Origin of the sequence: Sphingobium aromaticiconvertens, assembly GCF_037154075.1 — a bacterium.
Taxonomy (GTDB): Bacteria; Pseudomonadota; Alphaproteobacteria; order Sphingomonadales; family Sphingomonadaceae; genus Sphingobium; species Sphingobium aromaticiconvertens.
This window is the reverse complement of the sequence record NZ_JBANRJ010000001.1, coordinates 1,065,766-1,079,463: the sequence shown is the minus strand read 5'-3', so window position 1 is coordinate 1,079,463 and position 13,698 is coordinate 1,065,766. Positions and strand designations below refer to the sequence as shown.

The 13,698-nt window shown below is 66.1% G+C and carries 8 protein-coding genes; 7 read left to right on the top strand and 1 reads right to left on the bottom strand.

Translation table 11 applies throughout. From position 1 onward, the window contains the following. Nucleotide 1: 1 nt before the first annotated feature. From WFR25_RS05280 to WFR25_RS05255, 6 genes are all read left to right on the top strand, one after another. On the top strand, nucleotides 2-772 hold the full coding sequence (locus tag WFR25_RS05280) for an enoyl-CoA hydratase/isomerase family protein (protein ID WP_336969220.1): 771 nt from the start codon (nucleotides 2-4) through the stop codon (nucleotides 770-772). Between the two features lie 83 nt (nucleotides 773-855). Beyond that, on the top strand, nucleotides 856-1,815 hold the full coding sequence (locus WFR25_RS05275) for a 2-hydroxyacid dehydrogenase (RefSeq protein ID WP_336969217.1): 960 nt from the start codon (nucleotides 856-858) through the stop codon (nucleotides 1,813-1,815). Between the two features lie 19 nt (nucleotides 1,816-1,834). Continuing rightward, nucleotides 1,835-2,611 (top strand): kinase, encoded by a 777-nt coding sequence (locus WFR25_RS05270; RefSeq protein ID WP_336974705.1) that lies wholly within the window; start codon nucleotides 1,835-1,837, stop codon nucleotides 2,609-2,611. Continuing rightward, nucleotides 2,608-3,738: an FMN-dependent L-lactate dehydrogenase LldD gene (gene lldD, locus WFR25_RS05265; RefSeq protein ID WP_336969214.1), complete on the top strand. Its 1,131-nt coding sequence runs from the start codon at nucleotides 2,608-2,610 to the stop codon at nucleotides 3,736-3,738. The genes WFR25_RS05270 and lldD overlap by 4 nt, the downstream gene beginning before the upstream one ends. Before the next feature lie 58 nt (nucleotides 3,739-3,796). Continuing rightward, a complete protein-coding gene (locus tag WFR25_RS05260; RefSeq protein WP_336969212.1) occupies nucleotides 3,797-5,491 on the top strand; it encodes a rhamnogalacturonidase in 1,695 nt (564 codons plus the stop codon). Then, on the top strand, nucleotides 5,488-7,587 hold the full coding sequence (locus tag WFR25_RS05255) for a glycoside hydrolase family 2 protein (protein WP_336969210.1): 2,100 nt from the start codon (nucleotides 5,488-5,490) through the stop codon (nucleotides 7,585-7,587). The genes WFR25_RS05260 and WFR25_RS05255 overlap by 4 nt, the downstream gene beginning before the upstream one ends. 6 nt (nucleotides 7,588-7,593) lie before the next feature. On the opposite strand, the gene WFR25_RS05250 is transcribed toward WFR25_RS05255, so the two are convergent. Then, nucleotides 7,594-9,945: a glycoside hydrolase family 95 protein gene (locus tag WFR25_RS05250; protein ID WP_336969207.1), complete on the bottom strand. Its 2,352-nt coding sequence runs from the start codon at nucleotides 9,943-9,945 to the stop codon at nucleotides 7,594-7,596. 96 nt (nucleotides 9,946-10,041) lie between these two features. Between WFR25_RS05250 and WFR25_RS05245 the strand changes: the two genes are divergently transcribed. Further along, nucleotides 10,042-13,614, top strand: coding sequence for a malectin domain-containing carbohydrate-binding protein (locus WFR25_RS05245; protein WP_336969205.1), 3,573 nt, complete (start codon nucleotides 10,042-10,044; stop codon nucleotides 13,612-13,614). Nucleotides 13,615-13,698 lie beyond the last annotated feature (84 nt).

The window sequence follows — 13,698 nt, the reverse complement described above, 5'->3', positions numbered from 1 at the left end:
AATGAACGCTCAATTGACCGTCGCCATCGCCGATCGCATCGCGACCATTACCATTAATCGGCCGGACAAGCTGAACGCCATGACTCCGGACATGGCGCAGGCGCTGGTCGAGGCGGTGGCCCACTGCAACGGATCGGATGCCGTACGTTGCGTGATCGTCACCGGCGCGGGTGATCGCGCCTTTTCGGTCGGGTCCGACATATCGACGCTGGACGGCTATGCGACGCCCTGGGACTTCCGCAACCGCCAGGATTATTGCGACGCGCTGCGCGGGTGCCGCAAGCCGGTGATCGCGGCGATCAACGGCTATGCGCTGGGTGGAGGGCTGGAAACGGCGATGGCCTGCGACATACGCATCGCCTCCACCAACGCCCGCTTCGCCGCGCCGGAAATCAAGCTGGGCTGGATCGGCGGCGGCGGCATGGCGGTCAGCCTTGCCCATTCCGCCGGCATGTCCAACGCGGCGATGATGATCCTGACCGGCGACATGGTGGATGCCGACCGCGCGCTGGCATGGGGACTGGTGAGCGCGGTCGTGCCCCCCGGCGAGTTGATGCCGCGCGCCGTCACCATCGCTGCCACGATCGCACAGCGCGCGCCGATCGCCGCCGAAACCGCCAAGCTGAACCTGCGCGCGGCGCACCAGATGCCGTTCGACAAGGCGATCGAATATGAGCGTGACCTGCAGGCGATCTGCTTCGCAACCGCTGACGCCGCCGAAGGGCGCGCCGCCTTCGCCGAAAAGCGCGCGCCCAAATTCCAGCGGCGCTGAGATGCACGTATCGCTTTTGCGCCGTTCCTGCACCGGCTATGGTCGGTCCATGCCATTAACGCTCCCGCCCGGCGCGCGCCGCCATGGATGATCGTCCCCGCATCCTGCTGACCCGCCGCTGGCCCGATGCGGTGGAAGCGCGGCTCGCCGATCGCTACGCGGTGACGCCCAACCTGTCGGACGAACCAATGGACGACGCCGCGCTGGCGCAGGCGATGCGCGATCATGACGCGCTGTGTCCCACGGTGACTGATCGGATCGACCGCGACCTGCTGTTGGCCCCGGACCGTCGCGCGCGGATCGTCGCCAATTTCGGCGCAGGCGTCGAGCATATAGACCTGTCCGCCGCGCGAGAGGCAGGCATCGCCGTGACCAACACGCCCGACGTGCTGACCAACGCGACCGCCGATATCGCCCTGACCCTGATCCTGATGGCCACGCGGCGCGCGGCGGAAGGCGAGCGGGAGGTGCGCAGCGGCGCATGGAGCGGCTGGCGACCGACCCACATGCTGGGCCATTCGCTGGACGGCAATCTGCTCGGTCTGGTCGGTTTCGGCCGCATCGCCCGCGCCGTGGCGGACCGGGCCAGCGCATTCGGCCTGCGCATCGCCTATCATAGCCGCCGCCCGGCGCCGGACATGCCGGACGAGGCCTATCATCCCGATCTGGCCACACTCGCCACGCAGGCCGACATCCTGTCTCTGCATGCACCGGGCGGCGCCGAAACCCGGCACATGATCGACGCGGACATATTGGCGCGGATGAAGCCGACCGCCGTGCTGGTGAACACCGGGCGCGGGTCGCTGATCGACGAAGCGGCGCTGGCGACCGCGCTGGCGGATCGCAGCATCGCCGCCGCCGGGCTGGACGTGTATGAACATGAACCGCGTGTCCATGCCGCCCTGCTGACCCTGCCCAATGTCGTGCTGTTGCCCCATCTGGGCAGCGCGACGCTGGAGACGCGGACGGCGATGGGCATGAAGGTCGCCGATAATCTGGACCGCTTCTTCGACGAAATGGCATTGCTTGACCCCGTCGATTGACCGGCTGGACCAAGCCGCCATGGGCTGGATGGCGGCGGCTGACCGTCCCCTTGTCCTGGGGCTTTGCGGGGCGCAGGGATCGGGCAAGTCGACGCTGGCGGCGGCGCTGGCGGAGCGGTTGGCCAGGCGGGGCCTGCGGATCGCCATCCTGTCGATCGACGATCTCTACCTGCCCGGCGCGAAGCGGCAGGAACTGGCCGACACCATCCACCCGCTATTGCGCACGCGCGGCGTCCCCGGCACGCACGATGTCGCACGCGGATGCGCCATATTGGACGCCGTTCATGCGGGAATCGCCGCGCCCCTGCCCCGTTTCGACAAGGCGCGTGACGAACAGGCCCCGCCTGATCAATGGGACCGCATCGACGGCCCGGTCGACCTGCTGATCTTTGAGGGGTGGTGCGTGGGCGCACGGGCGCAGGGCGATGCCGCGCTCGCCGACCCCTGCAACGCGCTGGAACGCGACGAGGACGAGGCGGGCCTCTGGCGGCGATATGTAAACGACAGGCTGAGCGGCTCCTATACCGACCTGTTTGCGCGGATCGACCGGCTGGCGCTGCTCGCCGCGCCCGGCTTCGCCATCGTCCGGTGCTGGCGGGGCGAACAGGAAACCGCCCTGCGCGAAAGCCTGTCGGTCACGGGGCGGGACGAAACCGGCGTGATGGACGACGCCGCGCTCGATCGCTTCGTCCAGCATTATGAGCGCCTGACTCGCCACATATTGGCCGACATGCCGGGATATGCCGATCTGGTCCTTCCCCTCGACAGCCATCGCCAGCCCCGGAGCAGCCCATGATCCTTTCGTCCCCGCTCGACTATCGGGAAGCGGCGCGTCGACGGCTGCCCCGCTTCCTGTTCGATTATGTCGACGGCGGCGCGTTCGGCGAGGAGACGATGGCCGCGAACCGCGCCGACCTTTCCGCCATACGCCTGCGCCAGAGGGTGCTGCGGGATGTGTCCGCGCCCAGCCTGGAAACCAGCCTGTTCGGTGAGCGGATGGCGATGCCGGTGCTGCTGGCGCCGATCGGTCTGGGCGGAATGATGCGCCGCCGGGGCGAAGTGCAGGTGGCACGCGCCGCCTGCCGCGCCGACATTCCCTATATCCTCTCGACCGTCAGCGTCTGTTCCGCCGCCGAGGTCACACAGAGTTGCGGCAGGCCAGTCTGGTTCCAGCTTTATGTACTCAAGGATCGCGGCTTCATGCGCCATGCGCTGGAACGGGCGCAGGCGCTGGGCGCGACCAAGCTGGTCTTCACCGTCGACATGCCCGTCCCCGGCGCCCGCTATCGCGATGCCCATTCCGGCATGAGCGGCCCGCATGCACCGCTGCGCCGGATGATGCAGGCGGTCGGGCGACCGGGATGGGCATGGGATGTGGGACTACGGGGACGACCGCATGATCTGGGCAATATTACCGACTATCGCGGGCAGCCCACAAGCCTCACGGACTATATCGGCTGGCTGGGCGCCAATTTCGATCCGGCCATCACCTGGCGCGACCTGGAATGGATCCGCGATTTCTGGAAAGGCGAGATGATCGTCAAGGGGCTGCTGGATCCCGATGATGCGCGCGACGCCGTGCGCTTCGGCGCGGATGGCATCATCGTGTCCAACCATGGCGGGCGGCAACTGGATGGCGCGCTGTCGACCGCCCGCGCCCTGCCCGCCATCGTCGACGCCGTGGGTGACGCGCTGACTGTGCTGGTTGATGGCGGCATCCGCACCGGGCTGGATGTCGTGCGGATGCTGGCGCTGGGCGCACGGGGCGTGTTGCTGGGCCGCGCCTATATTTACGCGCTGGCCGCGCGCGGCGAACAAGGGGTGACTCATTTGCTGAACCTCATCGCACAGGGCATGACTGTGTCCATGGCGCTCAACGGCGTGCGTTCCGTGGGAGAAATCGACCGGAGCAGCCTGACCTAAGTCCTTGGCAGGGCGATCTTCATCCTATAATACATCATATGAATGGTGGAGGATAAGGATGGATGGCCCATTGGCTGCGTTGCCGAACATGCCCGACAAAGCGACCGACTGCCTGTCTGTGGCCCAATCTTCACTCCTGATCGATCGCGCGCTGTTCGGGCGCCGGGCCGTGACGTTGGGCCTTGGCGCTGCCTTCGCCCTTGCCGCGCGGCCCGTCCGCGCCGCCGGGTCGCTCACCGGCTTTCACGATGTGCGCGACCATGGCGCGAAGGGGAACGGGGCGACGATCGATTCGCCCGCCTTCAACCGTGCCATCGCGGCGGCCAGCGCGGCAGGCGGCGGTACGGTAGTGGTGCCGCCGGGACGCTATCTCTGCTTTTCGATCCGGCTGAAGAGCCACATCACCCTGTTGCTGATGCCCGGGGCCATCATCGAGGCGGCAGACCCCAAGCGGCACAAGGGGCAATATGATCTGCCCGAAGGCGTGTTCGAGGAGCAGTTGGTCGATTATGGGCTGGCCCATTTCCACAACAGCCTGATCTATGCTGACGGCGAAACCGACGTCGCAATCGTCGGGCGCGGCATCATCCATGGGTTGGGGCTGGATCGCGAAGGGCCGCCGCCCCGCTGGCACGGCATTGCGGGCTGGCGATCCCCCGCGGAACAGGGCCTGAGCGCCGATGCCGCGCGCCGCGCCATCCCGTTGGAAATGAGCTATGAGGGCCGGGGCAACAAGGCGATCGGCCTGCGCAGCTGCCATAATGTACTGCTGCGCGACGTCATCATCCTGCAGGGCGGCCATTTCGCCTGCTATGTGCTGGGCTGCACCAACGTCACCATCGACAATCTGACGGTCGATACCGACCGCGACGGGATCGACATCGACTGCTGCCGCGACGTGCGGATCAGCAACTGCATCGTCAACGCGCCCAAGGACGACGCGATCGTCCTCAAGAGCAGCTACGCCTTGCAGGAGGCACGCTTCTGCGAGGAGGTGACGATCATCGGCTGCAAGACCAGCGGCTATCTGCTGGGGTCCATTGTGGACGGCAGCTATCGCCCCTCCCCTTATCGATCGACTGACGATCTGGGCGTGCTGGGCCGCATCAAGTTGGGCACGGATTCGGCCACGGGATTTCGCAACATCCTGATCAGCGGCTGCACCTGCGACAATACACGGGGCTTGCAACTGGGCGCGATCGACGGCGGCGTGCTGGAAGACGTGACCTTCCACGACATCCATCTGCGCGCACCTGTCAATCATCCGATCTTCGTCCGGCTGGCCGCGCGCAACCGCGCACCGCGCGGCAATGGTCCATCGCGGGTGCGCCGTGTCCGCTTTTCGGATATTCAGGTGTCGGGCGCATCCGGCCCCTATGCCTGCGGGATCGTCGGCAATCCCGGCCAGCCGATCGAGGATATCAGCTTTTCGGGCGTCCATGTCCGGTCGGCGGGCGGGGGCACGGCTGCGGACGCTGCCCGCGCGATTCCGGAGCGCCCCGGCTCCAGCCTTGAACCCAGCTATATGGGCACGCTGCCCGCGCACGGCCTTTATATTCGGCACGCCCGCAACATCAGTTTGCGCGACGTCAGCTTCGACGTCGAAAAGCCCGACGCGCGCCCCGCCATCCTGTTCGACGATGTGGCGGGCGGCGTGGTCGACGGCCTGCGGTCCACCCGATCGCCGCGTGACGCGGTTCGCGCCATCGCCAGTCGCGACATCGCGACCGGCAATATCCATGTCCTGAGTTGAGGAGGATCGCCATCACCCGCCTGCCCCCCCGCGTCGCCGCCACGATCCTGTCGCTGCTGTTCCTGTGCCTCCTGACGCCAGCGCGTGCCGCGCAGGACATACCGCTCGCCGATCGATGGCGTTTCCTGAAGGCCGATGCGGACAATGCGTCGGCGCCGACCTTCGACGACAGCGGCTGGGCGCGCGTTCAGGTGCCGCACAGTTACAATGTCGAGGATTCGGGGATTGGCGGGGCCAAGGCGCGCGGCGAGCCGGAGGGTGTCTATTATCGCGGCCCCGCCTGGTATCGGCGCGTGATCGCGTACCAGCCCGCGCCGGGCACGCGCACCATCCTGCATTTCGGCGGCGCGACGCTGAAGGCCGATGTGTGGCTGAACGGGCGCAGGCTGGGCACACATGAAGGGGGCTATGCCGCCTTCCGCTTCGATGTGACTGATGTGCTGAAAGCGGGCGACAACCTGCTCGCGGTGCGGGTCGATAATGCGCGCAACACGCGCTACGCCCCGCTGAACGGCGACTTCAATATCTTCGGCGGCCTGTATCGGTCGGTCAAGCTGATCACGACCAACGACCTGCACATCGACCGGATGGACCATGCTGGTCCGGGTATGCAGGTGCGCACCACCGGACTGACGGCCCGATCGGCAGCGATTTCCGCCCGGATCGCGGTGAAGAACGACCGGACGAGCACGGTGCGCTTTTCCCTCAAGAGCCGGATCGTCGATGCCGCGGGCAAGACGGTGGCGCAGGGCACGACCGCCCTGTCGCTGGCCCCCGGTGAGGCGCGGTCGGTCGACCAGTCCTTCACGCTGCGCAATCCGCATCGCTGGGAAGGGCGCAAGGCCCCCTATCTCTATCGGGTCGTGACCGATGTTGCCGAGGATGATCGGACGCTGGACAGCCAGACGGTGCCGCTGGGCGTCCGAACCATCGCGGTCAAACCCGATGGTTCGGTGCTGCTGAACGGCGCGCCCTACAGGCTCTATGGCGTCAACCTGCAACATCCCACCCGCTTCGGGCAGGGACCGATCGTCACCGACGCGCAGATTGACGAGGATCTGGGCATTTTCCACGAGATGGGGGCCACGGCCATCCGCCTTGCCCATATGCAGCATCCCCCGCGCGTCTATGAACGAGCAGACGAACTGGGCCTGCTGCTGCTGACCGAAGTGCCGCTGATCGACGATCATGATCCGTCCGACGCCTTCCGCGAAAATCTGGTGCAGCAGATGCGCGAGCTGATCGCGCAAACCGGCAATCACCCCGCCGTCGCTCTGTGGGGGATCGGCAACGAAATCCGCAAATCCGACGCCGCGTCCAACCGTATCCTGGCCGAGTTGCAGGCGACGGCCAAGACGCTGGACCCCACGCGCCCGACGACCTACGCCCATTGTTGCCTGGAGGATAGCGATCCGATCGCGCAGCATAGCGACACCGTGTCCTATAACCGCTATTTCGGCTGGTACTGGACCAAGTCGGAAGATATTGGCCCCTGGGCCGACGAGCTTCACGCCAAGCTGCCGGGCCGCCCGATCGGGGTGAGCGAATATGGCGCGGGGGCCAGTATCCTGCATCAGGAGGACCCGGTGGTGAAACGCCCGGAATCCAACGGATACTGGCATCCCGAACAATATCAGACCGATTTCCACATCAAGCATTGGCGTGAGATGAAGAAGCGGCCCTTCCTCTGGTCGACCTTCATCTGGGTCGGCATCGACTTCCCGTCATTCAAGCGCAACGAAGGGGACCGCCCGGCGATCAACGACAAGGGGCTGGTGACGGAGGATCGCAAGGTCCGCAAGGACGCCTATTACTGGTATCAGGCCAACTGGTCGGACGTGCCGATGCTGCATATCGCCAGCCGCCGCGACGTGCAGAAGCGGACACAGCGCGTGACCGTCGCCGTCTTCACCAACCAGCCATCGGTCGAACTGCGCCTGAACGGTGGCGCGTGGACACGGGTCAAGGCCGACGATCATATCGCGAGCTGGACCATCGATCTGGCTATGGGCGACAACAATGTCGAGGCGCGCGCGGGCGCCGGGGCCAAGATGCTGACCGACAAGGTGGCCTGGCGGTACGCAACCCGCCCCTGATACCGTTCAGGCGGCGGTAAAATCGGCGGGGCCGATCGTCCGCCGCTCCCCGGCGCGCAGGGCGACGGTCGCGACGCCGGCGGGCGCGATGATCCGTCGGCGGATCGGATGGCGGGCAGTGAGCGTCAGCCGTTCAACCTGCCCCTCGCGCCAGGTCAGTTCTATCGTGACGCCGCCGCGCTGGGCGATGCCGGCGATAGACCCGCTCGGCCAGGCGCGGGGGAGCGCGGGGAGCAGGCGCGTCACCTCCTCCCGGCTTTGCACGAGCATTTCGATAATGCCCGCCGTGCCGCCGAAATTGCCATCGATCTGAAAGGGCGGATGTGCGTCGAACAGATTGGGATAGGTCCGCTCAGGGGCCAGCAGCCGCGCCAATATGGCATGCGCGCGCTCCCCGTCGCCCAGCCGTGCCCACAGGTTGAGCCGCCATCCCAATCCCCAGCCGGTCGCATCGTCGCCGCGCAGGTCCAGCGTCCGCCGCGCCGCGCGAGCAAGGTCGGGCGTGGCGTCCCGATCGATCTGCTGACCGGGATAAAGGGCGTAGAGATGCGAGACATGGCGATGCTGCGGCTCCGGTGCGGCCATGTCCCAATCCTGCCGCCATTCCTGAAGCTGGCCCGCCGCCCCGATCCGATCGGGCGCCAGCCGCGCCCGCGTCTGCGCAAAGGCGCGCCGCAGCGCCGCATCCCGGCCCAAGCGGCGCGCGGCGTCGCCGGTGCGGTCGAACAGGTCGCGTAATATCTGACTGTCCATCGCCGGTCCGGCGCATAGCGTCGATCCGTAGGGATGCTGGTTTTCGGGTGAGTTGGAAGGGTTGGTGACGAGATAGTCGGTGCCGGGTTCAGCCTGTAACGTATCGACGAAGAACAGGGCCGCATCACGCATCAGCGGATAGATGCGCGCCAGATAGGCGTCGTCGCGGTGAAAGTCCCAATGATCCCATAGCTGACAGACGAGCCAGGCCCCGCCGCAGGGCCACAGGCCCGTCCGCACATTATCGACCGGGGCCGATGCCCGCCACAGGTCCGTATTATGATGCGCCACCCATCCCCGCGCGCCATAGAGCGTGCGCGCGGTCCTGCGCCCGCTTTCCGCCAGTTGCTCGACCAGAGTGACGAAGGGATCGAAACATTCCGACAGGGCAGCGCTGTCCACGGGCCAATAATTCATCTCGGCATTGATGTTCAGCGTATATTTCGATCCCCAGGGCGGCCGGTTGCTGTCATTCCATATGCCCTGCAGATTGGCGGGCTGTGAGCCGGGGCGCGAACTGCATATCATCAGATAGCGGCCATATTGGAAATAGAGCGCGGCGAGCGCCGGGTCCTCCTGCCCGCCGCCACGCCGCACGCGCTGGTCGGTGGGCCGTCCGCCCTTCCCGGCATCGCCCAGATCGATCGTCACCCGGCGGAACAGAGCGCGATGCGACGCCATGTGCCGGTCGCGAAGCGTCGCATGATCGGTGACCGCCACCGCCGCAAGCCGGTCGGCAGTCAGGCGTCCGGGGTCGCCCGATTGATCGCCCGGCGACCGGAAACTGGTCGCCGCAGCCAGCATGATCTCCACCGCGCGTACACCCCGGACGACCAGCGCGTCGCCATCCGCCTGCACCGGCGCGCCATCGGCCCGCAGGATGGCCCGCGCCTGAAATTTCAAAGCGCCTGCAACGCCACGATCCTGATTGTTCACACCCGACAGCAGCAGCGCGCCATCCTCGATCGCCGCCGTGCCGCGCTGACCGGTCTCCAGCCGGATCGACAGGTCGAACGGGGCGTCGCTGGTCATGCGGATCGCCAGTAGCTGGTCGGGATGGCTAGCGAACACCGTGCGGATATAATCCTGTCCCGCCGCCGTGAAGCGCGTTTCGGCGATCGCCGAATCCAGGTCGAGCGACCGGCGATAGGCGGTGACGTCGGTTTCGTTGACCAGCGGCAGCTCGATCAGCAGGTCGCCCAGCGACTGGTAGGACATCTGCCGCATGGGCAGCGACTGAATGTCCTGCGCCGCCAGCGCCTCCGCCTCGGCATAGCGCCTGGCGAAGATCAGCGCCCGCACCTGCTTCAGACTGGCCCGCCCGCGCGGGTTTACAGGGTCATAAGGACCGCCCGACCAGAGTGTATCCTCGTTCAACTGCAGCCGTTCGCGCTTGACCCCGCCGAAGATCATCGCGCCCAGCCGCCCGTTGCCGACCGGAAGCGCCTCTTCCCACACGCGGGCGGGCTGGCCGTACCATAGCAGGGATCGGGACAGCGGTTCGGCGGCGTCGGGTGCTGCGGCGACTACTCTGCTTCCGGGCCATCCCAGCCCGGCGATCGTCGGCAGTCCGCCCCGCAGCACATCCCGCCTGTCGATCCGCATAGGCTTTCCTCTCCAATTTTTTCCGGCGCTTGTCCCGGTCGGCCCGACAATATATCAGACGTCATACAAATCCAAGCGGTGCACATGGGAGAGTATATGCTGTCATCACGCCCACCTGTGTGGAGACTGGCCTTTCAGTTCTGTGCGGTGATCCTGCTGGGACTATCCAGCGCGACGACCTCTAAAGCGCAACAAAGCATCCGCATCGAAGGGCAATGGGCGTCGATCCTGATCGAAGCGCAGGATGGCGCGCGCGCCCTCTCACCTACCGCTTATGCAGATGCGGATGTCGACACGCGCGGCTGGCGGCAGGTCGCCGTCCCCCATAATTGGCAGGGCTATGCCTATAACCGCCAGTTACGCGTCGGCGCCCGCCACGGTGTCGCCTGGTATCGCAAGACGGTGGCGATCGCCGCCCCTCGCGCCGACGAACGGATCGCCCTGCGGTTCGAGGGGGTGAACAGCTATGCTTCGATCTGGATCAATGGTCAGGCGATCAGCAGCCATGCCGGTGGATTGACGAGCTTTGCCGTGGACATCACCGACGCCGTGCGCCCCGGTGACAACCAAATCGCGGTGCGGTTGGATAATCCCGCGGGCATCACCGACCTGCCCTGGATATCGGGTGACGATCAGCCGGAAAACGGTTTCGCCGAAGGATCGCAACCTTTCGGTATCTTTCGCCCGGTCCATGTCGAGCGGTCGTCGGCCCTGCGAGTGAAGCCCATGGGCGCCTATGCCTGGGGAGCGCCGGGCGCGATCGATGCGGCCGCCGCCCGGCTGACGGCCCGCGTCGAACTGGAGAACCGATCGGACCGCGCGCGCCAGATGGAGGTGGAGGTCGCCATGATCGACGCTGATGGACGGACGGTGACATCGACCCGCTTCCCGCAGCGGCTGGCGGCGGGACAGTCGGCCAGTGTCGAGCGCGCCCTGCCCGCCATCGTCCGGCCACGCCTCTGGTCGCCCGATACGCCCTATCTGCATAGCCTGGTCACCATCGTGCGCGAGGACGGGCGGATCATCGACGAAACGCGCACGACCTATGGCATTCGTGATGTCGTCATCAGCAAGGACGCGAATGGCCAACGGCGCCTGCTGGTCAATGGCAAGCCCGTCTTCCTGCGCGGCATCGCCGAATATGAGCATATGCTGGGCGGGTCGCATGCCTTTTCCGACGCGCAGGTGGTCGCCCGTGTGGGCCAGGCGCGTGCGGCGGGGTTCAACGCATTTCGAGATGCCCATTATCCCCATAATCTGCGTTACGGCCAGGAAATCGCCAGGACGGGCATGCTGTGGTGGCCGCAGTTCAGCGCCCATATCTGGTTCGACAACCCGGCCTTTCGCGCCAATTTTCGCGCACGGCTGGAGGATTGGGTGCGCGAGCGGCGCAATAATCCGGCGGTCTTTCTGTGGGGGTTGCAGAATGAAAGTCGCCTGCCCGCCGACTTTGCACGCGAGATGGTGGCGGTCATTCGCGAACTGGACCCGACAGCCTCGCGTGGCAGGCTGGTCGTGACCTGCAACGGCGGTGAGGGCGCCGACTGGAACGTGCCGCAAAACTGGTCCGGCACCTATGGCGGCGATCCCCTGAAATTCGGCAAGGAACTGGCGGAGCAGGGGCTGGTGGGTGAATATGGTGGCTGGCGGTCGATCGACCTGCACGCCGAGGCCCCGGCCAAGGGCACGCCCCCCACGTCGGAGGAGCATTTCGCCGGGCTGATGCAGACCAAGGCGCGCCTTGCCGAAACGGCAGCGGACAAGGCCGTCGGTCATTTCCAGTGGCTGCTTGCCACCCATGAAAATCCGGGGCGGCCGATGCGGGCGGACGGCACGCAGATATGGGACGGGGTGCGGGCGCTCGATCATATCGGTCCGGCCAACAACAAGGGGCTGATGACGCTGTGGGGCGAACCGACCGACGCCTATTATATGTATCGCGCCCGCAACGTATCCGCGACAGTCGCGCCAATGGTCTATATCGTGTCGCATAGCTGGCCCGACCGCTGGCGATCGCCCGGCATCCGGTCGGGGATTGAGGTTTATTCCAATTGCGAGGCGGTCGAACTGTTCAACGACGCAAGCGCCGCGATCAGCCTGGGGCGCAAGCGCCGCGATGCGGAGGGGCGTTTCGTCTGGAACGACATGCCGGTACGTTATGACCGGCTGGCAGCGCATTGCCTGATCGGCGATCGAATTGCCGCGCGGGACCAGGTGCGGCTGAACAATCTGCCCGCCGCGCCGGGCGACCGGACGGAGCGCCCCGCCATCCCTTCGATCACGGCGGCAGAGCCGGGCTATCGCTATCTCTATCGGGTCAATGCCGGTGGCGATGCCCATATCGATGCGCATGGCCAGCGCTGGGACTCCGACCGTCAATATGCGCCAGGACGCCAATGGGGCTGGGAAAGCTGGGCGCAGGCTTTTACCGGGCTGGACCCGATGCTGGGCAGCAGGCGGCCCGTTTTCGATCCCGTCGAAGGAACCGACGATCCGACCCTGTTCGACAGCCTGCGCTTTGGTCGCGACGCGCTCGCCTATCGCTTCAGGGTACCGGACGGGCGCTATCGGATCGAACTTTACTTCGTCGAACCCTGGTATGGCCGCGCGGGGATCGACGCACGCGGGTGGCGCCTGTTCGACGTGGCGGTGAATGGCCGGACGGTGATCGACGATCTGGACCTGTTCGCACAAGCGGGCTTTGGCCGGGCAGTGCGCCATGTGGTGGACGCCGACATAAGCGGCGGTGAATTGCGAATCGACTTTCCTGAGGTGAAAGCTGGGCAGGCTGTGCTGTCGGCCATCGCCATCGCCAACCGTGACGATCGGTCCAGGGCGGCGATAGCGCCGCCGCCTGCCGAAAGCGATATGGTCGCGGCGATGACGGGCAAGGGCGCGACCCTGGCGCGGTTCGTCGACAATGGCGACATCGCCTCTGGTCAGTGGCGCTGGACGGGGCTGTCCCCTGCCCTGCTGGACAGCGACGCGGTGCAACCCCACCGGTCGGGCGATCGCGGCAGCATACGCTTGAGAGCGCGCGAAGCATTGACGCTGTATCGCGCCATCGCCCCGGACGACGCGATACCGACCGGCTGGCAGGCGAGCGAGGAACAAGGGACACTCATCCGTCCGGACAACGGAAAGATGCGCCCGATGCGGTTCGTGACGCGCGCGCTAGCCACTGGAGAGGCAATCAGCCTGCCCTTGGCCACGCCCCTGTTGCTGCGCCGCGCGCTGCCGTCGCCATATGCGCCGGGCAATTTCACCTTCGCCAAGGATCGCGCCCTGTTCGAGGCGGAGGACAAGGCCGTGACAGGCAAAGATGCGCCCATCGCCAATCGCCTGCGCGGCCATTCGGGTCCGGGCTATGTGGCGATCGGCGCGCGACCCGGTACGCTGTCCCTGCCGGTGGAAAGCGGCGCCGCCGCCCGCCGGACCATCCAGATCCGATACCAGGTGCCACCTGGCGCGGAGCGGCAGGCGCAGATCGTCCTGATCGACAGCAGTGGCATCGCGATTGCGCAGATGCCGATGACGCTAGAGGGCGGCAGTGACTGGCAGGTCGCGTCTGTCCAGACGCCCGGCTTCATCAACGCGGGCAGCTATCGGTTGCAGATAAAGCTAGCGGAAGGCGCTGAGTCGGCGATCGATTCCATCCGCTTTGAATAACCATATTCATAATATGTAATATCATTGTTGCATTGAGCCGGACGCTCGCTAACAATGGCGAGGCAAAAAACGCGCGCAAGACGC